Source organism: Ktedonobacteraceae bacterium, assembly GCA_035653615.1.
Taxonomy (GTDB): domain Bacteria; phylum Chloroflexota; class Ktedonobacteria; order Ktedonobacterales; family Ktedonobacteraceae; genus DASRBN01.
The window spans coordinates 117,480-141,832 of the sequence record DASRBN010000003.1; the positions used below are offsets into that span (position 1 = coordinate 117,480).

Consider the following 24,353-nt stretch of genomic DNA (forward strand, 5'->3'; position numbering starts at 1 on the left):
TCGATACGGCGCGCAAGCTGATCTAACCGCCATCATCGGTGGCAGAGGCATCTTGGCTCTTATGTTATAATGGGCATATTAACCTGCTTACTATTCTTTCTGGAGTGGAGAATATTCAACGATGCCAACACGGAATGACGCTTATCAGTTAATGACCAGCCATGTAAAAAATGAAAATTTACGGAAGCATATGCTCGCGGTCGAAGCAGCCATGCGTTTCTACGCTCGTAAATATGGCGAGGACGAGGAACTCTGGGGCATGACAGGCCTGCTACACGATTGCGATTACGAAGAATACCCCGACCTGCGCGAGCACACACATGTATCGACGGACTGGTTGCGCGCGGGTGGCTATGACGAACGCATTATTTATGCTATCCTGGCGCACAACGATCTTAATGCCGCTACCAATCCACGTAATAATCTGCTTTCGCACGCGCTCTATGCCTGTGACGAAGTAACGGGGATGATAACGGCTACCGCGCCCACCACCAAATGCCACTCAAGAAAATTATCCACCATCCTGCCCGAACTCATCGCCCTTTTTGGCATGGCCGCACAACAAAAAGAATACGCCACGCTCCACTAAACGGTGTGTGATTTGCAGGATTTCATGGCCACCAAGGCCAGCTTGTGCTTCACTCAGCGATCGGCATTTTATACTTCACAAGTAGTCTTCAAGTAGCATTTATTCGACGTTGCATTGTCACCTGTTTTGTTCAGAAGTTAGAGAGTACGTAATCTACTTTTTGCCGCGTCTGTCACGAGGATGGAATATAATTGTATCAATCTTGAAGAGAGAACACAACAGGAAGAATGATGCAGGGGAGGATACTACATGGCAAATCAAGAGCATGTTGCTATTCTTAGGCAAGGCGTAGAGGATTGGAATATATGGAGAAAAATACACTCAGAGATAAAACCTGATCTTGGTAAGATCAACCTCTACAGTATAGACAATACCTATTTTTACGCAGCCAACTTCAGCAATACCTATCTTAGTGGGGCGATCTTCGGCGATGCCTACCTCAAGGATGCTGATCTTAGCCGAGCTAGTCTTGTCCAAACTAATCTCTGTGGTGCTAATTTGGAGAAGGCTAACCTCTATGGTGCTGACTTGCGCGGCGCTAAACTATCAGGCGCACACTTGAATGGTGCCGATCTTCGTTATGTTGACCTCGAACGAGCTGACCTCTCAGGTGCTAATCTTAGCGAAGCAACTATTGGTCCTGCTAACTTAAAGGAAGCTGATTTAAGCGTTGCCAACTTGAGCGAAGCGACTCTCATTGGTGTTGGTCTTGAATATGCAAAGCTTTACAGGACCAATTTAACACGAGCAGTTATTGAAGACTGCCGGATTCATGGAATATCTGCTTGGGATGTGCAGCTAGAGGGGGCGAAACAGCTTGATCTCAGAATTACACCCTTTGGTCAACCAAAGGTCACCGTAGATAATCTTGAAGTAGCTCAATTCATCTATCTGCTACTCAGCACTCACAAAATTCGTGAGGTGATTAATACCATTGGGCAAAAGGGCGTTCTGATCCTTGGACGCTTTACGCCCGAGCGCAAAGCCGTCCTGGATGCAATTCGGGAGAAACTACGCACCCTCAATTTTCTGCCCATTGTCTTTGACTTTGAGCGTCCCACAGCCCGTGACTTTACCGAAACGATTCTCACGCTTGCTGGCTTATCCTGCTTTATCATTGCCGATATCACCAATCCCAAGTCCAGTCCGCTAGAGTTACAGGCCACCGTCCCGAATTACATGATCCCCTTCGTGCCGATCATTCAAGAAGGTGAGCAGCCCTTTGCCATGTTTACCGATTTGCAGAATAGGTATCACGACTGGGTCCTGGATACGCTCCGCTACGATACGCCTTCGAACCTCGTCAAAGTCTTAGAGCAAGCCATTGTGAGACCGGCTTTAGAACGGCAAGCTGAGTTACTGCTTATCAAAGCTCAGGATTTGCGAACGAGACATATCAAAGACTACTTCTAAGCAAGGCCTCCACTTACAACACATAATGGTGACGTGAAGAGAGAGTTGGTAGGAAGTACGCTCAGAATCAGTGAGCTGGCCGTGAAGCATTAAGTGGCCGTTTTGTACGAAATCTGAGGCAGAAAGTCGGCAACCCCTTTTATTGCTCTCACAGAGATGGAGGGAAAACTTATGGACGGCTTACGCTACACAGATCAGACTCGCGGTTGGGATATTGTTTATATTTTCTCAAGCAAGCAAACGGTAGAACTGCTTCTAATCGAAGCATGAAGCCATGATATACTTCACGGAAAGTTCTGATTTTATGGGTAAAATCACACGATGCTCCGCGTATTCTCTTGCTCTTCGCCAGTAAGCGCTACTCAGCGACCGCTTCTGGTACACCTGCCAGTCCCAGCTGATCCGCAATGCTGCTCATGGCCTCAATCACATTGGCAATATGCTCATCCAAGTCCACTCCTAACTCGGCAGCGCCTTTTACCAAATCCTCTCGGTTTACTCCGGCAGCAAAGCCTTTGGTTTTCATCTTCTTGCGCACTGAGGCGACAGGTAATCCTGGGAGCGTCTTCTGCCGAACCAATGCAGTTGCCGTAATTATCCCGGTGACCTCGTCGCAGGCATACAGGGCGTGATCCATCAATGACTTGCGCGGTTGATTTGTATTAAGCTCGTTATGCGCTAGAATTGCATAGATAATCCGTTCATCATAGCCACCGTTGCGCAGCCATTGTGCCAGCACCTGTGTATGTTCATGCAGATCGGGATACTCTTCATAATCGGCATCGTGCAGCAAACCCGTCATGCCCCATAGTTCTTCATCCTCGCTATACTTGCGGGCATAAAAGCGCATGGCGGCTTCAACTGAAAGCATATGTTTGCGCAGGTTTTCATTTTTTACATGTTCGGTCATTAAACGGTACGCATCTTCTCGTCCAGGCATAGGTTGCCGTATCTCCATTCCAGAAAACATCGAGTGAATTTAACTTCATTTTGCCAGTATAGCATATCCTGTCACTTGCCCCAGCTGTTCCGCCTTTCATCAGCTCCACGGAGTATGACAGGAGTAGGCCGAGGCTTCACTGCTGCCCATGCCTGGAGAGATAAGCGGTAATATACTTTTGCAGCTTTTCCAGCTCATCGGGCCTGAGCAGTGACATGACAATATCCAAAGGCACTTCTATTTTTGCTCCCCCTGGCATATCTGCCACCTTGTCAAGGCCTGCTTTCTCTAGGAATTCAAAAAAGGTCTCTGCCTGAATAACGAAGCTGGTGCCCTCTTCGTTCAGCTCGAAGATCGGGTCGATGAAAGCAAACATATCATCGAACATGCGGCCTCCCTCAAAGGCAATTACTTCCCCTCTTTATAGGTGGAGAGAATATCTCCCAGCTTCTCCCCAGCAATAAAGCGTATGCTTTCAATGACCGGCTCGCTTTTGGCAGGCGGAAGAAATTCGTTTTCGTGGTATTCCTGGATGAATTCGCAGCGGCCATTCTGGATGGCCTGCCGAACTTCTTTCAAGTTCTTGCCCTTGACCTCCACGGCCATGAAGCTGTAGAGCAAAGTAAATGCATCGTCAAAGTCCGCGCTGAATACCGCCGCCAGGAAAAATCGGGCTTGCGGCGATTGCGAAGACTGTAGCACACAACGGATTTCGGTATAGAGGGATGGCTTGCCTGTGCTATCAAATGCTTCGTAAGGTTTCTTTCCCGTGCCGGTTTTGCTGGCCTTGTTGTCGTTTGCCGTTGTCCAGGTTGTCTGATTCCTGCGTAACTGCGATAACGGGTCGTTCATGCTTACAATGTTTACCTTTCCTTTGCGCTCCCCTCTCAGGTTGGTCTCCGACATGATCAACAGAGGAACGGCAGACCTTCTCCGCGATGTGCTCTGGTACCATTGCACGCTTCCACTGTAGCAGGTGAAGGCGGTAAGGACCTACGAGAAGGACGGGCTGCTGGGAGACGAAAGGCGGTACGTACCTGGGAAAAGCGCAGAAAAAGATGGAATAGGATAAGCTGATCATTCCTTCCATCTTTCACCCAGGTGCAGCCAGTTTCTTTCCCAGGTGCGATCCGTCTCGATCAGGTAGACTGAAGGTGTTTAGAGCTGGAAGCACTCCCTTGAGGGAGATTCCAGGGACAACAAAGCGCGTGATCCCTGCTCTAGTGGTCTAACCGCTACAAAGGATCAGGGCCGCCTCCCCTTGGAAGCTGGTTGAGCCGCTCCCGCTCTCCTGCCTACTTTACCGGGCTGGAGATCGTTGGTTGAGCCGCTCCCCCACAAGAGGGCACCAACCTGTCGTCCTCGTAGGTTGTCCGTGTCGTGCGTTCTCGAAGTGCGTCTTCGTAGCGTCGTACTCTCTGTCCTTTCAGCGAGGGACAGGCTACGTCGTCATCACCCCCATCGTGGAGGTATAAACAGCGTAGCTGCTGAAAGTGCTGTCTCGGAGCGCAGGCTTTCAGTCGAATGGAGCGAGTCCAGTCTTCGCAGGAATGTCCTTACCATGATTGTCGTCTACTGGAGTGTGTTCTTTCTGTATAAGTAAGGAAGGGCAAGTGTATGGGCTCTCGCAAGAGCATTATCCGTGAGGCAATTGAGCGGCTCGACCGCCTGATGGCGATTGGGGAGAGTCGGTTTCAGGCCAAGCAGGCAAAGCGTGCCGCCTCTGCTGATACAGAGTGGACCGCTTCCACCGGCAAGATACACTCGCACACCACCCGTAAAGTCTACCAGCAGCATGTGCTGGCCTTTATCAACTGGGCGCGAACGACCCACGGGATCACTCGCTTGGCCTGGCTGGACGAACGTGCCGACGACCTGGCCACCCAGTATCTCGCGGCACATGTTGCTACTGACAGAAGCCCCTATACTCTGCAGACAGAACGTGCCGCGCTGCGCCTGTTCTTTGGCGACTGGAGCCTGGCAGCAGCAGTGAGCATCCCGAGGCGTACCCGTGCCACTATCACCCGCTCCCGCGGTCCGGCCAGCCATGATCGGCACTTCCAGCCGACGCATTGGCAAACGCATATCCGATTCGCACAAGCGTGTGGGCTGCGCCGTGCAGAACTGCGCGATCTACGGGTGCGCGATGTGTATACGGCTGACGATGGGAAGCTCTTCGTCCATGTGAAGAGTGGCAAGGGAGGGAAAGCGCGTGAGGTTCCCGTACTGTCCGGTCATGAAGAGGATGTACTCGCCGTCATCCAGGGACGGGCTCCCAACGAAAAAGTCTTTGACCACATCCCCAGGCACATGGATGTGCATAGCTACCGGCGCGACTCGGCACAACGGCGCTACCTGCAGCAGGCGCCAGGGCAGGCGTTACCTCCGGTTGAAGGACGACTGAGGCGCGATGACTACGACCCCGTCGCAGCGCAACAGGTTTCCTGGGCCCTGGGACATAATCGGCTGGATGTGGTGCTTCGGCATTACCTGCGCTAGTGAGCATCCTCTCAGTGCTGGAACAGGTCTGTCCTCTTCGCTCAAAAGCCTTGCACCATTGATCCTGTCTTCGACCCAGGTCTTTCCGTCATTTCCCGTCAAGTATTCAGGTCAAGACCGTCTCTGGTCCGAATTGACACCGGCTGCCCTGTAGTCAAAAGGACGAATCTCAGCTTACCTCTATCCAAATGCTTGTGATATCACCTCTACTATGCTATAGTAAATCCGCATTTTATCATATAAATCATTTGAAGATGTATCCCGGTAAAACAAAAAATCCTGCCTCCCGAGCTTGAGATGTGGAAATGTGAGGTATCCTATGCCCTCGCGATCAACTAATCCCATTGCGATGGCGTTCAACATTCTGGAAGAGTACCAGAAGCCCTTAAGGGGTACCCTAGTAGCCTCTGGTTGTCCAGGAGAGCTGCAACGAAAGATACTTAGCGACCTCTACGCGACCGATGAGGTCTACCTTTCGATCAACCGACCGTACAAACGGGAATCTGGCACTTTTGCGGATTTCTGTGCTAGATGCAATCTCCATGATCAGCTAAAAGAGATGCTCCCTCAATTTGAAAAGAGCCATCTCTATGTACACCAGGTTCGGGCTATAGAGAGCATTTTGGATGCGTATACGACCATTATCTCAACTGGTACGGGTAGCGGCAAAACGGAATCCTTTCTTATCCCGATCTTCGATTATTGCCTGAAGCAGCGGGGAATACGCGGAGTCAAAGCAGTTATTCTCTATCCCATCAATGCCCTGGCAGCCGATCAGTTGCAGCGAATCAAAAAAGCAACCGGGCAGCGCGGTATAACGGTAGGTAGCTTCGTCGGCTCAACACCTCAGGGCGAGCGGGATCGTTTGATAAACAACCCGCCCGATATTCTCATTACCAACTATGTTATGCTAGACCGGCTCCTTACAAAGGAACACCCACGTTCCATGTTTGAGCGATCAACGCACACATTACGATTTCTGGTCGTTGATGAGATACACTATTATCGAGGCACAAAAGGGGCAAATCTGTGCCTGCTATTGCGCAGATTACGCACACTTTGTGCAGACAAGGGACAGTTAGTTCAAATTGGCGCCAGCGCAACACTCCGCCAGGGCGGAGGCTACTACAGCGATAACGACCAGGAGCAAATCGAAACATTCGCTCGATCGCTGTTTGGCCAGGAAGCGACGCAACGTTTCAAGTTTATTACCCCTATCTATGATGACTTCCATCCTGAAGAAGGAGCAGTTGATCCCGTCCCCGGGACAGACCAGCCTCCAGAAGATTTCTCAGAAACGCAGACCGATTCAGCCGCTATCAGAAAACTTGCGAATCATCTGGCCGGAATGCCGCTCCCACCTTATTTTCCAGGAAGAAAGCAACTTGATCCTCTCTTTCAGTTCGCGAAACGCAACCTGCTCCTTAATAAGATGCGCGAAGAATTGCAAAAGAAAGCCTGTACAATCGACGAGTTGACAGAGTTATTCAGGCGCGTGTACTACGACAATCATCGCCGGGAACCGCGACAGCCCAAACAGATGGTCTACGCCTATTTGAGGCTGGTGAATTATCTGAACTTCCGTCACAGTTCTGGCGCTCCTTCAGTACCAGAGGCGCTACTTGACTACCGTCTTCACCTCATTCTTAGCAATCTTGAGGGGAATCTTACTCGCTGCCTGCGTTGTGGGCGCTATCACGATGGGCAGCGCAAGCATTGTGTCTCCTGCAATGGTCTGCTCTTTTCAGTGAGCAAGAGACAACCTGATCTCTGCCTTGCCAGGTGCAATAGTTACAAGCTCTGGCCACACCTGCATCGTCAGGATAGTGATACCCGTCATACCTACACTGTCCTGGTACAATCTCTCATTGAGTCTCCTTCCAGCGGGGCAGCTCAGCGTTTTGCTATAGAACCCGATCTAGAAGCTGAAGAAGATGACGAGAGCTATCTGCTGCGCACTCTTCGCGACGACTCTGAAGGGGTAACAATACTTGGATTGGCCGAGGATGATTGGCTGCATGAACTAGAACTGGAGCCACGCCGCCTTTACTGGCAAAATGTGCAGCGTGTCGTGGACGCGGTAATTATCAAGCCCGATACAAAGATCGACTCAAAAATGCTGGCTTTCATCGATAACCGGGAGAAGGCATCGGGTATACGTTTTCGCCTGCGTGATGAAATTGCTGAGCGAACACTTACCATCTGGGCCGCTGTGCAATGGGAAGCATCGGGTCCGCTTCCTCTTCTCACGGCGTATCGTCGTTTGGCAGGGCAGGCCCAGCAATATCTACAGACCATAGAAGAGACTGATGATCTTCTTGGCGAGATTTTGCGAGAAATGCCGTTCTGGTTTGCTCGAATGCTTACCCGGCCAGACGAATACGACTCTTGGCAGATCAGGCTACATGAGGGCAGAGAAAAAAGCCTGTCAGCGGAGGAAAGACTTTTGTTGAGAGAGGTATTTTTTCCTCATGGTGCGATAGACAGAAGCGCTTTTAATCTCACGACGGGTTCCGAGAAGCTTAAACATTTTTACCTGGAAAAATATCGTGTATCAACAGAGTACGGTCTGGGATTGGCGAGCGCAAAAGAGATAGGATATGACGTTACCTCCCTGGGGGAACAGGGGCAGATCTACCGGCATGTGATCGAGCAACTTGGTGCCGCACATATCGAGGATTTGCTTCTAAGTTTGCGTACTCAGGGCATACTGGTTTGCAAGCAAACCCCGGGCGGGATGCAATTCTACCAGTTGAACCCAGCACACCTCACACTCGCCTGCTCTTCTCAGCAGGCTCTGCCTGCTGCTTCTGACCTGCCCCTGGCTCACATCGAATGCCATACAGCCGATCATACGAGTAAAGAGCGAGCAGATTATGAACAGAGATTTTCTCAGGGGAAGATTCACGCCCTGATCTGCACCCCTACCCTGGAGATGGGAGTCGATATCGGCGGCCTTAGCTGTGTAGCTATGATTGGCTTCCCCCCAAGTCCCGCGAACTATGCGCAACGTGCAGGACGCGCTGGACGCAACAGCATGCTTCGCTCGGCCACCATCATTGTGCTCTCTTCTTCGGGTAGCAGTTACGATGCCTATTATGCAGCCGACCCACGCAAGATGATCGATGGCACCATTTCACCACCACAATTTTCCCTAGCCAATACTAAATTACTCGTGGCTCATATTTATGCATATCTGTTGGCAGGGAAGCAATTGGGTCTATTCAAAAGCCGTGAGAAATTCAGTTATCGCGTTGATCGGTTGATCGCAAACGATGAACTCGACCTTCGTTCTGAACTTGGCGACGAGTACAAGGAGATGGTCGACTTCCTGCGCGAAGATATGCACCGATTGGCAGATCAAATCTCAGACCATGAGCAGGGCTACAGGCGCGGTCTTTTCCCCGACTACGGCTTCAGAAAAGATGGCGTTCCGCTACTCGACCCTGCTCAGCTTGTTTCCGAGAAAGAAGACAGAGAGGCGGGGATTCTCACCAGACGCGAGCCGGAAGAGGCTGTGCGAAAACTGGTCCCAGGACGCATCGTCTACTGTGGGGGGCGTCCTGTACGCGTTAAGCAGAATCAGCCTCGCGGCGACGCCTATGATGATAAGGCGATAGATCCCGAAGGACAGAAGTTTCGAGCTTTTAGGCACTTCATCGCAGAAGAAAGAGATGAGCAGTACGTCTATGCCAGGCGCGATGTAGATGCGCTTTATCTTGTCAGGCGAGAACTGCTCGTGAGAGAGCCTGTTGCAGAGCTACAAACGCAAGGGCCTGGATATTGCCGTATCCACCTGATCCGCAAGGGAGCGCTTTATTTTATCAACGAGGGGATGCTCGACTTTAGAGAAAGCGAAACAGGGTTTCCAATCGCTGTTCCATTTCATGACCAGGATGGTGATTATCGCGTAGGAGCGGCCCTGACGCGCGATGGACTTCTGCTATCCCTTGCTGAGCAGATACTTCCACCTGATACCCGTGCAAACTTTCTGGCGATACTCCTGCGCAGCATTCCTGATTACTTTAATCTGGATGACGGCGAGTTGCGCGTTGCCTCAAATGTCGAGCTTTTTTCGCCTGATACTCGAGTCAGCGATAGTAGTCAAAAATATATCTTCCTGTATGGACAGGATGAGGGCGGGTTGATACCCTTCGAACGCATCTTTGAGCATTTGTCGGAATTCTTGAAGTGGCACTTGCAGGTGCTGGAAAGCTGTTTGTGTGACGACAATGGATGTTACCATTGCCTCTTGAGCTTTAACTCCCAATATCTCACCGGAACGCTCTCTCGCCAGCAGGCCGCATCATTTCTACGCGCCTATTTGGGAATGTCCTTGCTGCCCCCTTACCTTCCTCTAAATACTCCTACTCCAGCGCAGATGGACCTCCTCCTCAAAGTGAATTGGCGCGGTAGGAGCGAAGTACAGGCTGAGAATCGACTCACCGGGACGACCAGGATGTACGTTTCCGAAAAGGGTGTACAGGATCAGAACACAGCTATCTACAAGACGATCCATAATGCGCTTCTTGGAGAGGCTACTACTGGAGCGCGCAGCGTAAAGATACTATGCAATCCTTCCTATATTCATGACCAGTTGCAGGGGAAGGCGAAGGTCACAAAAGGGCAAGAAGCATTTTTCCAGGTAATGCTAACCCTGCGCACCTGGGAGAACTGGACTTCGATAGCAGAAAGGGGGAAATAATGCCACCGGTCATACTACCGCTTTACGGGCTTCCGCCCACAGGTGCGGGAGCAGAAGCAGAACAAAAGATGTTGAACTTCTTAAAAGCACTACCTGAGAACTACTATGTGTTACGCGAATTGCGAACACTTCCCAGCGAGGAAAGAAGACGAATCGGTGCTGTCGAAGATCGCCCCGATTTTGTCGTTATTGGTCCGGAAATAGGTTTAGTGGTCTTGGAAGTCAAAGATTGGAGCATACGCCGCAATACCTTTAACTGGCCAAACTTCGATCAATACAATATCATTAAAATTGACGAGTTCGGCCATGAAGTGCAGATACGCAACCCCTATGCCCAGGTTGCAGAATACCACCATGCCATTCTCGAGTTACTGAAGTCTGAACTGGGGCAACAGGCAGTGTACGTTCATGGTTTTGTTGCCTTTCCAAAGCTGACGCGAGCAGAATTTGAAAATACCTTTGTGCGGGGTGAGGGAGGTACAAGGAGGCATGTTCAGGAGCGATTCCTTCTCGATGTAGAGCAAACCATCTTCGGCGATATGCTGGATCGCTATTGGGATAATCCACTAGAGCTACTGAAGCGACTTGCCAGACGCAATAGGAAGGAACTTTATACAGAAGCTGAGATCGTCCAAACCGTCAGTGCGCTCATTCCTCCTAAGCTGCGCGTAGGAGATCTCTCCACAAACGCTCGCGGCTACGATAAGTTGTTGCTCATGGATGAACAACAGCAAAAGTGGGCGTTCAGCGACCAGATCATGGGCAAGAACTATATGCTCGAGGTGGCAGGCAGTGGCAAGACCAATATCCTCCTGTCGCGCGCTATGCATCTCGTCAACAAGCATTTCGGCTCTCCTGGCTTTCGCGTGCTGGTGCTGACCTATAGCGAGCCTCTGGCACTAGACCTGCGCCGCTTGCTAGACCTCAAGATCAAGAATCAAAGCTCGCCCGACGCCCCTCGGTATAAACAAACTATTGAGATCAGGCATATAACTGAACTCATGGAAAATATTCTAGTAGCGTATTTAGGAGCGCCAGGAGCAGAAGCATGGCACACACAGGTAAAAAGCCAACTGAGTACCCCAGACGAATACCTTGAGATCAAACTCCCAGAGAAGTGCCAGGATGTCCTTTATGAGCAAGGCGAACGCTTCCGCTTGTATGACTATTTACTGGTCGATGAGGTTCAGGATTTTAGCGATTTCTTTCTGGACGTGGCGCTGTGCCTCCTGAAGAAGCGAGAGAACGTCTTTATGGTTGGGGACATCGGGCAAAAGTTGTTTGATCGCAGCCACAACTTGAGTGAGCTGCAACTGGCAGAAGATCGCATTCGTATACCGGCCAGTTACCAGATGTACCGCAGCCCTAAATATATCGCGCGGCTGGCCTGGTCATTTTTGCGGCGGGACCCTTTTATCGCTTACGAACTCCAGCAACAGGGATACGAAGAAAAAATCAAGCCGAAGAACGAGATGATGACGCGACCTGTCTTTAAATGGGGTGCGACATCAGAGGAGTTGCTGAACACCGTTTGCGAGTACATTGCAGAATGTGTTGCAAATCGCACCAGACCCGAACAAGTGTTATGCATCGCCCTGCCGGATACCCTCAAAGCCCTGCATTCCATGCTGGCCGCTCGCGCTGTTCCTGTTTGTTGGGCAAACGAAATCAGCACTGATGAGCGCAAAGTCATCCTCGCGGAATTTACTATGTCGAAGGGACTGGAGCGTGAATATGTTTACATCCTCGACATAGATCGTTTGGCTGACGGTAGTCTCAATAGCGCCTCGATGTTCCAAACAGCAGAAACGCTGGAACATGAAGCGCGCAGGAGCCGTATCAAGGTTTTTGTCGCGCTGACCAGAGCCATACGAGAAGTTTTTCTCTACTACACGCAGGCGCATAACCGCTTTATCCGAGAACTGCTGGAGTTGCAGGAGCAGGGAGAACGTATCAGATGAGCTACCAGGAACTGTTACGGGAAAAGGCTGCCCAGGTCTGTGCGAAGTGTAGTGCAGCAGGTATATCGCAGCCGTTCTACCGCATGACGAGTGAGTACTCTATCAACTTCTCCTGGCAGCACGAGGGCAAGGATCATACCCTTACCCTCTACTACAAGGCGAAGCAGCAAAGCTGGAAGCCGGTTGCTAATACAGAGTGGCTCAAGCAGGCTATTCTGCCAGTGCTTCAGCCGTTGTTCGGGCAGCCGTCTAGACAAACATCTCAAACATTAGCAGAAATATCGTCTGCGCCAACTCAAGAGCAAAGATTGCAAGCATATTTCGCCAATGCACTGGCATGCCTCGCACTGCTCACACCTTTTGCCAATGATAATATAGATTTCTCCATCATTTGCCAACGCACCAGGGAATCTATACGGATGGTTCTGGACGACCCGGCATGCCCTTCTCTTAATTGCAAAGCACTTTTGGCTGCGCTTGATACACCCGACACCGCTGATTATCACCAAGCGAAGGAGTATCTCACTCGATGTCTGACTCTCTGCAATATCAACAATGCCGTCAACTAAAAGATGAAGGTGAACAACTGCGCAAGGCGCAGCGGTTTAGTGAAGCAGCCGAACTCTTCAAGAAAGCCTTTGAACTGTGCCATGATAGTTATGCAGCCTCCAAGTATATCCATTGCTTATGCAGAACTGGAGACGAGGCTGCTCGCGTGGCTGCAAAATTTGCCCGGCAAGCTGAGCAGCAATTTTCAGACGACCAGTATATCAAAAAAGAATGGGCCTGGGCGCTCTACTATGGCTATCTTAAAGACGCTGAAGGAGATGAGATAGAAGAAGCCGAAAATATTGACGATCAAGCGCCAGAGCAAATAGCACCCTCGGCTGACCTTACTACAAAGGTAAAAGCAGGCAGAACTATCTTTCGGCTGACTACCGATCTTTTTGCAAGAAAGCAAGCTGCATTTGCTATTTGTAAAGAGGCGAAGTTACTTAAAAAGTGGGATTTGGTGCTCGAGTTCGCGCAACAACTTGACCCACAGATGCTATCGCTTGAGCAGAAAGAGCTCAATGGAAGGCGTTTACTTTCTGATTATCAGAGATGGGCGTTTGCCATTACACGTGCCTTGCTTGAATTGGAGCGATACGACGAATGTATCACACATGCTCGCGAGGCCAGTGAGAAGTTCCCTCAAGAGAGTTTTCATTTCCAGCGTTGGGAAGCGCTAGCGAAAATACGCATGGGACAGGTAGAAGATGGATTAAAGCAACTCGAGTATCTCAATATGCGTTTTCCCAAACAATGGTATATACAAAGCGATATCGCCAATGCTCATGTTCGACTTGGCCAGGACGAAGATGCCCTGCTGTGGTTTAGCAGAGCAGCGATGATGCCCGGCGATCCCCACGGTCGTATCCTCATACTCAAGTCGATGTGTGAGGTGCTGCAGCGACTTGCAAACTGGCAAGCCGTCTATGAACACTTGCGGCTTATCTGGATTATTGAATTGGAGCTGGGCAGCAAACGCTATGCAGAAAGGACCGAGCAGCATCTTCATGAGTTCCAAAGACTGCACGCGGACCAACTGCGAATCGTCTCCGAAGATGGAATACCAACTCTATCATCTGCGCTCAAACCATGCCGTGTGACATGGCAAAAGACAATCAAGTCAGCGCAACCCACCCAGCGTGGGCGCATCTCCTTTCTTGATGAGGAGAAACGCTTTGGTTTCGTGACAAATGACGAAGGCAGATTTCATTTTAAGTTCAACACTTTCAGAGGCAAGCCCGAACTGAACATGTGGGTAGAGTTTGAGACGGAAGACTCCTTCGATCAGAAGCGAGGTAAAGCGAGCAAAATTGCGGTGAATGTTCGGCCGGCGAAAGGTCCCGAGGCAAAGGCCTGATTATCTGGCTGACCAGCAAAGGGTGTTGGAATAGCCGCGCGCAATCAGATAAACGGCGAATACTGATAACTGTTTTTGGTGGCTGCCTGGGCGAGGCCACCTCTGAAGAGGGTTGGTCTATTCCTTCCCGAGCCGGCTGTTGGCTCGGCCCTACCCATTTGCTCTCTCTGACTGGCGCGTATGCCTGCCAAGGGGCAGCGGATATCTCCTCGTCAGGCGATCTGCAATGATTGCTGCGCTACTGCTGAATAATTTTGGTTCAAACCGAGCTTCACAAATACAAGGCCTTCTGTCCATCCCTTACTATTCTTTTTTTCCCAGGTGCAGCCCACCTTTTTCCCAGGTGCAACGCGCCCGATACCTGGGGGAACATCGGCTTTTGACCGAAGCGCAGGGTTACACTGCCTGCGTCGATGGAAAGCAGCTGCACAAAAAGGAGGAGAGTGAGAAGCGGTGGTACATGAACAACGAGAAGCAATCCAACGGGGCGGTGTTCCTCCGCATGCTCGACCGCTGAGAGGAGAGTGCCGATGAGGACGCCTAAAACGGCTGTGGATCCACGGCCCAGGGCTGGAGAGGTAAGAACCTTTCACCCCGACATTTTTGCAAGCCACCGGTGTGTCCTTCGGCTCTTCAATGATTGGCTGATCTTTCTTCAGACGTGGCCCTCTGACGGCTGCATGGCGCATCCCTCGCGGCGCGGACCAGCCCGTGAGGTTATCGTGAATTTACGTGAAGGCCTCATGAGCCCCTACTGGTATGATACAACCGGTCGGCGGGAAAGCGGCACAACTTCCGCCTCGTTCGGTGCTGATCAGAATAGAGAAGCAGAGAAGTTCTAAGGACATGTTGCCTAAGGGGCAGGGCGAACAGAAGGGACTGATACTCTCAGGTTGTCTTCGTAGTCTGTCCCAGGCCGTTTCAGAGGGGAGTAAGGAAATCTGCCGGGAAATGGTCAGAACCGTCATAGGGATTTCCGTACGCAGGATTGCTGCAACAGTCGCTTCTGACTGCGCCCTATGAAAGTTGTATAATTCTGTAGAGATTGTGCTTGAGCCAAGAAAGGAAACAAGAGAATGCCGGAACCCAGAGCATTCAAACTTCGCCAAGCAGAAAACCGTCCGAGTTACGACATCGGAGCATTGCCTGAGATAGATAAGACACGGGCAGTTGCCGTATTAGTGAGGCAATCAAAAGACGGGGCTGACACGGCACAAGCAGAAAGCCGAGAAACTCAGTTGGGGCTACAAGATTACGGCAGGTTGCTGTATGGCGACGACGAGCCGGACGTTCGTTTGTATGATGAAGGGTCGGGAGTATCGGGGCAAAAACGCATTGACCAGAGAAAGGTACTCGACCGTCTCTATCAGGACATCAACAAGGGAATTATCGGCACCATCGTCCTGGCCAGAGAAGACAGGCTGTTTCGCAACAAGCACATGGACCAGGTGGGCGTCTTTACCAAACTGGCCGAAGAAAAGCGGATTAAGCTGATCGTGCCGCCTATTTCATCGGTGGCGCGTTACGATGAGACCAGGGTCTATGACTTTACCGATTACCAGGACCTGCGTGCCTTTCAGGACAAGATGAGAGAGGCATACGCCTATATTGAGGGGCCGATCAAGCACGCCAACCAGTGCAAGCAGAACAAGGCGGATAAAGGGGGATACGACGGCAGAGGCTTGCCGCCCGGTTTGGTCGTCAAAGGGAAAAAACAGAACCAGATGATCGTTGTCTATGAACCATGGGCCAAAGAAATACGCAAGCTGGCTTTGAGGGCGCAAGCGCTGGATTGGGACATGGGCAAGCTCAATAAGGAAGTCGCACGGATGGTCTTCCTGTTTCCAGAAATACCTGGAGAGGATAGAGAGCGGTTTATGTTCCGAACAAACCTGCGGCATATACCAGGCGTGGGCTATAAACCGCGCGGACCGCAGGTCATTAAGCGCTGGCTGACCAATGAGATGTATATCGGGTGGTGGATGCCGGATGCGGATAAACCTGACACGATCGTCGATCATCATCCGGCTATTTTGGACTATGCGCTGTTTGCCGAAGGGTACGCCAGGATTAAAGGCTATACGCTCGAAGGCGAAGTGGTTGAGAGTAACCGGGGAGTCACGCGCATTAGAAATACCCGTGATACGCCACCGGACGCCCTCTTCCACGGCAGACTACTCGCAACCCCTCCTTCTCCTGATAGGACAGCCTTCACCACCGTCGATGACGGCTGCTATGTAGCCCGCAGCCAGCGAGCCAGCGGCATTCTGACGGATAAGCTCTTTCGGATTCCGGTAGTCCATTTTGATAACGTGGTGATCGAACGCTTGAAAGAGCTTGAGGCCGCGGATAAGAATCTGAAGGATCGCGTGAAGACCGCCCTGGAACAGGTCTATGACCAGCAATCGGAGGATTTTGTCAGTATTCACGAGCAGTTAAAGGGGCTGGAGTTGCAGCTACTTGAGAATGCGGAAAAGCGGCTCGCCACCAGCAGCAAAGACCCGCTCTACGCTAGGCTGCAAGCGCAGGCGGACGAGCTGCTACAGACCAAAGAACAGTTGGAAGCGAAAAAGGATAAGTTAGGTATCATTGACAGCCCCGAGGAAATCGCCAAACTCCATTCACTGCTCGGTAACTTTGAGGCCGTTTGGCCGACGTTCGACCTAGAACAGCGGCAGCGAGCTTTTAGTTTGCTCATTAATCGCATAGAAGTCGAGGTGGTCTCACCTCATTGGCTTAGGCTCTCCATTGACTGGCTGGATGCCGTTTGTCCTCGTATTGACATTGCCTATCTCTGGAAAGTCACGCCGACGCGCGGCGACGTGTTAAGTGACGAGGAAACAGCAATCTTGCGAGAGTACTGGCCTCATGCCAAGCGGCTAGAAATACTGAAACTGCTGCCAACCCGAACCTGGCGTGGCTTACAGCGCCATGCCAGCGTCAACCATCTCTATCGCCTACATTCAAACAAAGATGAGGTTCCCCAGTTTGCCTGTTTTCTGGACTTCATGCCGAAACTGGACGGCCAGTACCTGTTCAGGGACTATGAGACGACGCTTCAATATGTTAAAATAGCCTGCGACAACACGGCCAGAGTGGAAGCGCCACTGTACGCGCTATGGCTCTTATCTGAAAAGGTGGAAGATTTGGCAAGTCTATTTGATGGGGATTTGAACCTAGGCGCAACAGCCCTGGTGCGCCCCAATAAAAGCCTGATTGGCCTCGAAGTCAGTTCGGTGCGCAAGAAAATGAAAACGAAAGGCTTCGCCGCCGGTGTGAACCGCGATGACCTTGTCAAGGGAGCCGAGGAACTAGGCATCGATCTCGACGAACATATCGCCAACGTAATTTCGGCGATGTCGAAGATAGCGGATCAGCTTGGGCTGGCCGGCATCCAGGAATCGGCCCCTTTAGGATAGTTTCAATCCCAATTTCCAAACGGGAGGTCGAGAAAGGGCCTGGCTCCTACCGCTTGCGGTAGGAGCAGTATACTATCGAACCCGAAAAAATCAAGTGGAACGGCACTATGCAACAACAGCAGCGACCACAAGCAAAACGCCGCCTTTTTACCGCCAGCGAGGTTGCGGAATTTGAATACTGCCCGCTGGCCTGGTGGTATGAACATTTCGAGCCAATGGCGCAATCCGATACCGAGGAATTGTTTGCCCGATTGGTGGAACTCGAACATGAGCATGGGCCGCAGGCTACAGCGCTGCCCGATTACCAGGTGGTCGAGCAGCTGTTATTGCGCCGGGGCGCTTTTGATCAGGGTGTGCAGCAACATAGCGAACACGCCGAAGCTGTAGAGGAGATCGAGGAGCAAGTACGGGCCAGTTCGAGAGCCACAGGTAGAATGCGCATCATGGCTCTGGCCGCTATAGTGATAGTATTGATAGGACTGGCGCTTATAGTTGCGTCCATACTGCTACGGTGAAGTATGCTGAACAGCCTTTTGCTTACGATAGGACTTGGGCTATTACTGGCTGCCCTGGCATTATTCATACTGATTCTGAACGAACGTCGCGTCCGGCGAGAACGCCTCATTCGCGAAAAGCACCGTATGCTCGGTTTACCCGAAGGCGAACTCGTCTATGAAGATGCCGATGGCCAGGGTGAGCCATTATCGTCCAGCGCCTACCCATTAGCAGGTAAACCGGACTACGTGGTGAAGCTGCCCAATGGTCGCCCGGTTCCCATTGAACTCAAACCAGGCGTGCATGATGTAACAGCGCCTTACAGCAACCACATCATACAGCTAGCCGCCTATTGCCTGATTCTGGAAGATTATTTCGAGCAGCCACCCACGCACGGTATCCTGAAATACGCCGACCGCGAATTCACCATTGAATATACACCGGCGCTCAAAAAAAAAGTGATCCGTTTGCTCTCTGAAATGGCAAAATGCAGTGAGAAGGAACCGCCGCCTCTCACAAAGCAGAAAGCAACGAAATGCCGCTCCTGCACATTTCAACCAATCTGTCCGGTGGGACGGGGCAAATAATAGTAGAAAGTGGAAACATATGTCAGATGAAGTAATAGAACTCCATGGTCATATTATCGACTCGTGGACCTTGCCCCGCGCATGGGATGTCATCATGGATCGAGGTGGCAACTTTGTCGTCGAAGAGATGCGTGTCGGCACCAGCAAGACGGAGCCGAGTTACGCGCGCCTGAAGGTAGAGGCACCCGACGACGAGACGCTGGAGCTGATCCTGTCAGAATTGCAGCAATTTGGCGCAACGCTGCTGCATGGCGATGATGCGTTAACCGCTATCGTTGAGCAAAACGGCGTGCTGCCTGCCGGATTCTACTCAACCACCAATCTGCCCACGCAGGTGCGTTTGAACGGCCAATGGGTCGATGTTGAGGATATCGAGATGGATGTCGCCATCGTCATTGACCGCGAGCATGGCCGGGCATTTACGCGGCCAATGCATGAAGTGCGCGTGGGCGATGAGGTAGTGGTTGGGCATAATGGCATTCGCGTGCATCCATTCGAGCGCGCTCGCGAGCGCGAATCATTCGCCTTCATGCAAAGCACCGTTTCTTCCGAAAAGGCCAAAGTACTCGCCATTCACGAAATTGCTCGCCAGATGCAAGAGACGCGTGCCCGTGGTGGCAAGATTCTATTCGTGCTTGGCCCTGCCGTCATCCATACGGGAGCCGGTCGTTATATCGCAGACCTGATTCGTCGTGGGTATGTACAGGTCATCTTCGGCGGTAATGCCATTATCACACATGATATCGAATCTGCACTGTTCGGCACCTCGCTGGGTGTCGATCTACGCACCGGCGAGCAGGTGGAAGGTGGGCACCGCAACCACTTAAGGGCGATCAATGCCATACGCGCGCTTGGCTCTGTGGAGGAGGCCATTGAGACGGGCCTGTTGAAAGAAGGCATTACCTACGAAGTAAAAAAACATCATGTCACGATGGTGCTGGCGGGTTCAATTCGCGACGACGGCCCCATGCCCGGCGTCATCAATGATATGCAAGAGGCGCAGAAACGCATGCGCGAGGCACTGAAAGGTGTTGAGATGGCAATTATCGTGGCCTCGATGCTGCATGCCATCGCTACAGGCAACCTGCTACCCGCAACGGTGCGCACGGTGGTGGTTGATATCAACCCCTCGGTCGTGACCAAACTGGCCGATAGGGGCAGCTTCCAGGCGGCAGGACTGATTACGGACGCGGAGCTGTTTTTAAGAGAGTTGGCAGAAGCTCTGTCATAAAATAATGCTCTAACAATCACATATCCCCGGTTAACAGGAGTAAGGAAGCGTGCGCCGGCGATGTCCGGTAAAAAATGCCCAGCCAGGCCTCTTAGGAGAACATCACTGCGCGCGCTTCTTGTCATCATCTAAACCTGGCACGATATCCTCAATGATATCTCTTACGTATTCTGGCCCGCCGCGCATATACTCGTAGACCAGCGCGCCCAGAATCGCTCCCAATGCAGGGCCTAAGAGATAGACCCAGGCTTCGGCAAGCGCGCTTCCGCCGGCAAACACCGCAGGAGCCAGGCTGCGCGCCGGATTCATGCTGCCTCCGGTCAGTGCACCGGCGAATATACCACACAGCGTGATGGTGAATCCAACCGCAAGCCCTACGGCGGCACGAGAAACGCGCCGGTCTGTCGCGGTAGACATGGCGACCAGCATGAGGAAGAATGTACTGATGGCTTCTATCACCACCGCCTGGATCAATCCGACGGTCGGAATAGTTGCACCGAACTGTGCCGCTGTAGCCTGTTTGGAGAATAAGATTAAATGAAGAGCGCTCGCGCATAGCGCGCCTGCAAACTGGGCTATCCAGTATGGAACAAGATGCCCCCATGGGAAACGACGCGCCAGCGCCAGGCCTAAAGTAATGGCCGGATTGAAGGGCGCGCCTGAGATATGCCTGAGGGCATAGGTCATAATCAATAGGGTGAGCCCGAAAACCAGGTAGATCATCAAATAGCCTGCTGCGCCACTTCTCCCCAGCAGTATTCTTGTTCCGGCGCCAAAAAAGACATAGGCGAATGTCCCCAAAAATTCTGCCAGGCAACGTCGCAGCAGTAAAAAGGTCGTATTCTGAACTCCGCCCTCTTTTTGCTTGTAGGAATCAGGCAACTTCTGCCCGGAGTTTCTCAACGTGATCAACCCTTTCGCGAGAACCTTAGCAAATTTTCTTCCCCTTAGCGAGTTCGCTCATAGTGCCGCTTAGCCTTCGCGCGATTCCCACAGGTTTTCATGTTGCACCAGCGCCTGGTGTGATTTTTGCTGGTATCCAGAAACAACCAGTCACATGTTTCAGCGGCACAGATTCGCACATCGTCCAACTCGTCTGAGGTCAGCAGGTCAGCGGCAGCGCGAATTACCGGCCAGAGGACGCGATCCAGGTTTTCTGGTCCGGCAGCCCAATTCCACTGAAACCCCTCTGTTTGTGGCACGAGACAGGCGTGGCTCATAGCTTCAGATAGCGCGGCATTCAGTAGCTTGAGGTCTTCAGTTGCCGGCGATTCGTCCTGTGTGACCGCCTTGAAAATGCGAAACAGGGCTTCACGCAAAACGATAGCCCTTTCAAATACCTCTGATGCTCTTGCCGGATGTTTTTTAGCCTGCTCGCGTAGCTGCTGGGCCTCCTCTGTCGTCATGATTTGCGCCTGCTCGCTAAAGGCCACCAGGTCATTGTAGCTGTTGAGGTTTTCCTGGGGCGAAGTAGTAGGGCGGTCATCAACGGTGTTGACAAAATCCAGGCTCAAATCTCCACCGGTTAAATCAAATGTCGGCGTTTGTATCTTATACTCAACCATGTAAACTCTCCTCCTCTTCTCACTCCCTATACTCTATCACATCGCGAAATAACTATCAAAATGCACTTGACAGGTTAGCATTTCTCTATTATAATCTAACCAGTAATAACAATATAGATGGTTAAGCATATTCCTGTCAAGGGACAGCGTGGAATGAATGGGCCGGGTGAGTGAGTATGGAAGAAAAAGCTCATCCTGGCAAGCCTGGAAAGGAGCAGATCTATGCATCCCATGTTTGAGTATGAGACGCTCCGTAGGGGACGCGAAGAGCTTTTAAGGCAAGCGGAACTGGAGAGGATGGCTCGCCTGGCGAAGGTCAAGGATCGCATAAGGAGAGGCTTCCGTCAAAGATTCGCGCATTGGCTGGGAAGTCAGATGGTGAGATGGGGCAGGCAGTTGGAGCATTTCGGCAAGTGCGGGCAGCCAGCTTCTCTATGGCCCGCCTCGCCACATCATTGAGAGGAGACTATGATGGAGATTATTGTTCTGTGTGTGATGATGATTGTCACCGCTCTCGCGGCCCTGAGATGGGGAAGCGATAGCAGGGATGAAATTGATAGCCAGGAATGGGTAAAGCGCAGGGCCTGGAAAGCTTTCCACTAGTAGGGACGCGAGCTTGCTCCGCCCAGGTATAGCTAGATGTCCGAGGGCGGAGCAAGCTCGCGCCCCTACTATGTACGTTCGACAATCCGTGTTAACTTTTCGGCAAGTTTCCGCAGTTCATCACGCAACTCAGGTGGATTGCGCACAACGAAGGAACAATCCAGGCCGGCCAGAAAGTGCGCGATCCAGCCAAGATTGCCAACGGAACATTGCAGTAGTACTCCTTCGGGTGCCTGTTCTAAAGTAGCGATGACCGGTGGCACACGTTGACGCGCCTCTTCTAACGTTGTTTCCAGCAGCACCTCGATGGACCAGGTAGCAGGTACCTGTACAATCGAGCGCATCACATAATCCAGGGCATCGAAATCGCCTGGGCGCGTATAGGTTTCATCGCGCATCTCGGCGTGTAAAATGCGATCTAGCCGGAACACGCGCAATCCCTGGCGCAGGTGACAGTACCCAACCGCGTACCAGTACCCGCCTCGATAGACCAGGCCATAGAGGTCGACGGCACGTTCCGTTTCCTCGCCTTGCCAGGAGAGATAGCGCAACCAGGCGCGGTGGCATTGTTGAGCGGCGGCGCTTAACGCCAGCAGCACTTCGCTTCTGGGCGTTGCTCCCGTTTGAGGGAAATCCAGGATCAGTGTTTCCTGGATGGCCTGTACGCGCTGGCGCAAGGTGAGAGGCAGCACGCGCTCAATTTTGGCAAGCGCACCCTCGACGGCTGGAGCAGCAGCGGTCAATCCAAGTCGACGGGCCGCGAGCAGTCCCAGGGTAAGAGCAAGCGCTTCGTCCTCAGTAAACATCAGCGGTGGCAACTTGAAACCGGGCCGCAGGTGGTAAGCGCCATAGCGCCCGCGTTCGGCTTCGACAGGAATGCCCAGGTCCTGCAACATCGTAATATAGCGGCGTACCGTGCGCGTATTGACTTCCAGGCGCTCGGCCAGCTCCGGGCCGCTCAGTGCCTGCCGCGATTGCAGTAGTTCCAGTATGGTGAGTACGCGAGTGGCTGGGAAGTACATATGTTCAGTTTCTTAGAAGAAGCTATCTCGCTTCTTTCCTTCTCTCAAATCTCGGTATGTCGTGGGGTAATGCTATACGCATATAATAATAGGCGAAAGACTGTGCCAACTTTTCCTTGTAAGGAGAGAGCAAGCGCAATCTTTTACCGCTTGATTTTGCTATTTGTTTTATCGACCTGAATCCCCCGTTCATCCTCATACTATCAGGAGCAAACTAGTCTAGATGAGCTTTAGGTTTTGGTTTTCCGCCATGAGTTACATTGATGATCACTTCCCTCGAAGATTTTGCGGGCATATGTTCCTCGTATCTTTGGGCTGTTGCAAAAGGCTCAACAATAGAAGCTATCTGGGAGGCAGCTTTATATTGTGAGATTTGTTCGTCTGGCGTACCTGTTAATAATGGTTGTTGTATTTCAAAAAACATTAATGTAAATTCAGAACCTTGTTGTTGGACAACAAGATGGGTCGCATGATCCGTTCTGATAGAATCAGGAACTACCCATTTGATTGGCTTGGGCATCTGGTCTATAGTTTCGCCAATTTTCTGCTCATTCATGTGCTACTCCCTGATGATAAGACCCACGAATCCCTATCCCCATCCTAAATATACATGCTTTTTTGCACGAAGGCAAATTATTGCTAAGTATAGAGCAAATCAGCTTGCAGAAAGCTCATTAGCATCTCAATGAATTACCTTTTGCCCTCTAATTATAACTGCTATATAGCTCATCTACAAGCCTGTTTATTAAGACCAATAATTTCCAGGAAATCAGGGCCGATTATAACCTCTTTCTATGTTAGACTCAAGATAGCGAGTCCAATGGATATGGTCAGCAGAAGAAGATATTTGAGGAGCATACGAATGAGAGAAGATACGGCATTAGTCATCATCGATACGCAAGTAGGGATTATTGAACCAGGATACCGAGGTCAGGAAGTGCTGGATAATATCGTGACATTGCTTGCCGGGGCGAGGGCCAGCGGCATGCCGGTGATCTACGTGCAACATGATGAGCCGGAGGGATATCCGCTCGAAGTGAATACACCGGCCTGGGAGATTCATCCAGCCATTGCACCTCAGGAAGGCGAGCCGGTTGTGCATAAACGCGCATCGGATTCGTTCTATGACACCACCTTGCAGCAAGAACTGGAAGCGCGCGGCATCAAACACCTTATCGTTGTCGGCGGGCAGACAGAATATTGTGTCGATACGACCGTCCGGCGCGCAACTATCATGGGATACGATGTGACACTGGTCAAAGATGCCCATACTACAGAGGATTATGATGGAGCGGTGCTTACAGCTGCCCAGAGAATAGACTACCATAACCAGATTCTGGACGGCTTCGGCACAGGTGGGCACCGCATCAGAGTCAAGCCGGCAGATGAGATAGTATTTTGATGTTCTATCTTCG

22 protein-coding genes are annotated in these 24,353 nt (G+C 51.5%); 15 read left to right on the forward strand and 7 right to left on the reverse strand.

The window, feature by feature from the left end; genetic code table 11:
* Positions 1-121 precede the first annotated feature (121 nt).
* Positions 122-589, forward strand: a complete 468-nt coding sequence (locus VFA09_02025) for an HDIG domain-containing protein (GenBank protein ID HZU66029.1) — start codon at positions 122-124, stop codon at positions 587-589.
* A 249-nt stretch (positions 590-838) separates the two neighbouring features.
* A complete protein-coding gene (locus VFA09_02030) occupies positions 839-2,002 on the forward strand; it encodes a pentapeptide repeat-containing protein (protein HZU66030.1) in 1,164 nt (387 codons plus the stop codon).
* Between the two features lie 358 nt (positions 2,003-2,360).
* Here VFA09_02030 and VFA09_02035 read toward each other — a convergent pair whose 3' ends face one another.
* From VFA09_02035 to VFA09_02045, 3 genes are all read right to left on the reverse strand, one after another.
* Entirely contained in the window at positions 2,361-2,942 is a 582-nt protein-coding gene (locus VFA09_02035; GenBank protein HZU66031.1) for an HDIG domain-containing protein, read from the reverse strand.
* Between the two features lie 136 nt (positions 2,943-3,078).
* A complete protein-coding gene (locus VFA09_02040; protein ID HZU66032.1) occupies positions 3,079-3,330 on the reverse strand; it encodes a hypothetical protein in 252 nt (83 codons plus the stop codon).
* Between the two features lie 20 nt (positions 3,331-3,350).
* On the reverse strand, positions 3,351-3,794 hold the full coding sequence (locus VFA09_02045; protein HZU66033.1) for a hypothetical protein: 444 nt from the start codon (positions 3,792-3,794) through the stop codon (positions 3,351-3,353).
* Between the two features lie 765 nt (positions 3,795-4,559).
* Between VFA09_02045 and VFA09_02050 the strand changes: the two genes are divergently transcribed.
* The 10 genes from VFA09_02050 to VFA09_02095 all read left to right on the forward strand — a co-directional run bounded on the left by VFA09_02050 (position 4,560) and on the right by VFA09_02095 (position 19,748).
* Positions 4,560-5,441 carry an integrase gene (locus VFA09_02050; protein HZU66034.1) on the forward strand — a complete coding sequence of 294 codons (882 nt, stop codon included), beginning with the start codon at positions 4,560-4,562 and terminating at the stop codon, positions 5,439-5,441.
* A gap of 559 nt (positions 5,442-6,000) precedes the next feature.
* Positions 6,001-10,146 carry a DEAD/DEAH box helicase gene (locus tag VFA09_02055; protein ID HZU66035.1) on the forward strand — a complete coding sequence of 1,382 codons (4,146 nt, stop codon included), beginning with the start codon at positions 6,001-6,003 and terminating at the stop codon, positions 10,144-10,146.
* The gene (locus tag VFA09_02060) at positions 10,146-12,107 is read left to right on the forward strand and encodes an NERD domain-containing protein (protein HZU66036.1); all 1,962 of its coding nucleotides are present in this window, start codon (positions 10,146-10,148) and stop codon (positions 12,105-12,107) included. Before VFA09_02055 ends, VFA09_02060 begins: the two co-directional genes overlap by 1 nt.
* Entirely contained in the window at positions 12,104-12,676 is a 573-nt protein-coding gene (locus VFA09_02065; protein ID HZU66037.1) for a hypothetical protein, read from the forward strand. Before VFA09_02060 ends, VFA09_02065 begins: the two co-directional genes overlap by 4 nt.
* A complete protein-coding gene (locus VFA09_02070) occupies positions 12,637-14,016 on the forward strand; it encodes a hypothetical protein (GenBank protein ID HZU66038.1) in 1,380 nt (459 codons plus the stop codon). The genes VFA09_02065 and VFA09_02070 overlap by 40 nt, the downstream gene beginning before the upstream one ends.
* Positions 14,017-14,395: 379 nt before the next feature.
* Positions 14,396-14,533: a hypothetical protein gene (locus VFA09_02075; GenBank protein ID HZU66039.1), complete on the forward strand. Its 138-nt coding sequence runs from the start codon at positions 14,396-14,398 to the stop codon at positions 14,531-14,533.
* Between the two features lie 559 nt (positions 14,534-15,092).
* Positions 15,093-17,435, forward strand: a complete 2,343-nt coding sequence (locus VFA09_02080) for a hypothetical protein (GenBank protein HZU66040.1) — start codon at positions 15,093-15,095, stop codon at positions 17,433-17,435.
* 107 nt (positions 17,436-17,542) lie between these two features.
* Entirely contained in the window at positions 17,543-17,950 is a 408-nt protein-coding gene (locus VFA09_02085) for a hypothetical protein (protein HZU66041.1), read from the forward strand.
* Positions 17,951-17,953: 3 nt separating this feature from the next.
* Positions 17,954-18,517: a CRISPR-associated protein Cas4 gene (gene cas4, locus VFA09_02090; GenBank protein ID HZU66042.1), complete on the forward strand. Its 564-nt coding sequence runs from the start codon at positions 17,954-17,956 to the stop codon at positions 18,515-18,517.
* 19 nt (positions 18,518-18,536) lie between these two features.
* Positions 18,537-19,748, forward strand: coding sequence for a TIGR00300 family protein (locus VFA09_02095; GenBank protein HZU66043.1), 1,212 nt, complete (start codon positions 18,537-18,539; stop codon positions 19,746-19,748).
* 102 nt (positions 19,749-19,850) lie between these two features.
* Here the strand turns inward: VFA09_02095 and VFA09_02100 are convergent, their stop codons facing one another.
* On the reverse strand, positions 19,851-20,651 hold the full coding sequence (locus tag VFA09_02100) for an MIP/aquaporin family protein (GenBank protein ID HZU66044.1): 801 nt from the start codon (positions 20,649-20,651) through the stop codon (positions 19,851-19,853).
* A gap of 44 nt (positions 20,652-20,695) precedes the next feature.
* Positions 20,696-21,313 carry an ABATE domain-containing protein gene (locus VFA09_02105; GenBank protein HZU66045.1) on the reverse strand — a complete coding sequence of 206 codons (618 nt, stop codon included), beginning with the start codon at positions 21,311-21,313 and terminating at the stop codon, positions 20,696-20,698.
* A gap of 222 nt (positions 21,314-21,535) precedes the next feature.
* Between VFA09_02105 and VFA09_02110 the strand changes: the two genes are divergently transcribed.
* Positions 21,536-21,772, forward strand: coding sequence for a hypothetical protein (locus VFA09_02110; protein ID HZU66046.1), 237 nt, complete (start codon positions 21,536-21,538; stop codon positions 21,770-21,772).
* Positions 21,773-21,781: 9 nt separating this feature from the next.
* Positions 21,782-21,916, forward strand: coding sequence for a hypothetical protein (locus VFA09_02115; GenBank protein ID HZU66047.1), 135 nt, complete (start codon positions 21,782-21,784; stop codon positions 21,914-21,916).
* A gap of 68 nt (positions 21,917-21,984) precedes the next feature.
* Here VFA09_02115 and VFA09_02120 read toward each other — a convergent pair whose 3' ends face one another.
* Positions 21,985-22,938: a YafY family protein gene (locus tag VFA09_02120; protein HZU66048.1), complete on the reverse strand. Its 954-nt coding sequence runs from the start codon at positions 22,936-22,938 to the stop codon at positions 21,985-21,987.
* Positions 22,939-23,152: 214 nt separating this feature from the next.
* Positions 23,153-23,494 carry a hypothetical protein gene (locus VFA09_02125; protein HZU66049.1) on the reverse strand — a complete coding sequence of 114 codons (342 nt, stop codon included), beginning with the start codon at positions 23,492-23,494 and terminating at the stop codon, positions 23,153-23,155.
* 306 nt (positions 23,495-23,800) lie between these two features.
* Between VFA09_02125 and VFA09_02130 the strand changes: the two genes are divergently transcribed.
* A complete protein-coding gene (locus VFA09_02130; GenBank protein ID HZU66050.1) occupies positions 23,801-24,340 on the forward strand; it encodes a cysteine hydrolase family protein in 540 nt (179 codons plus the stop codon).
* Positions 24,341-24,353 lie beyond the last annotated feature (13 nt).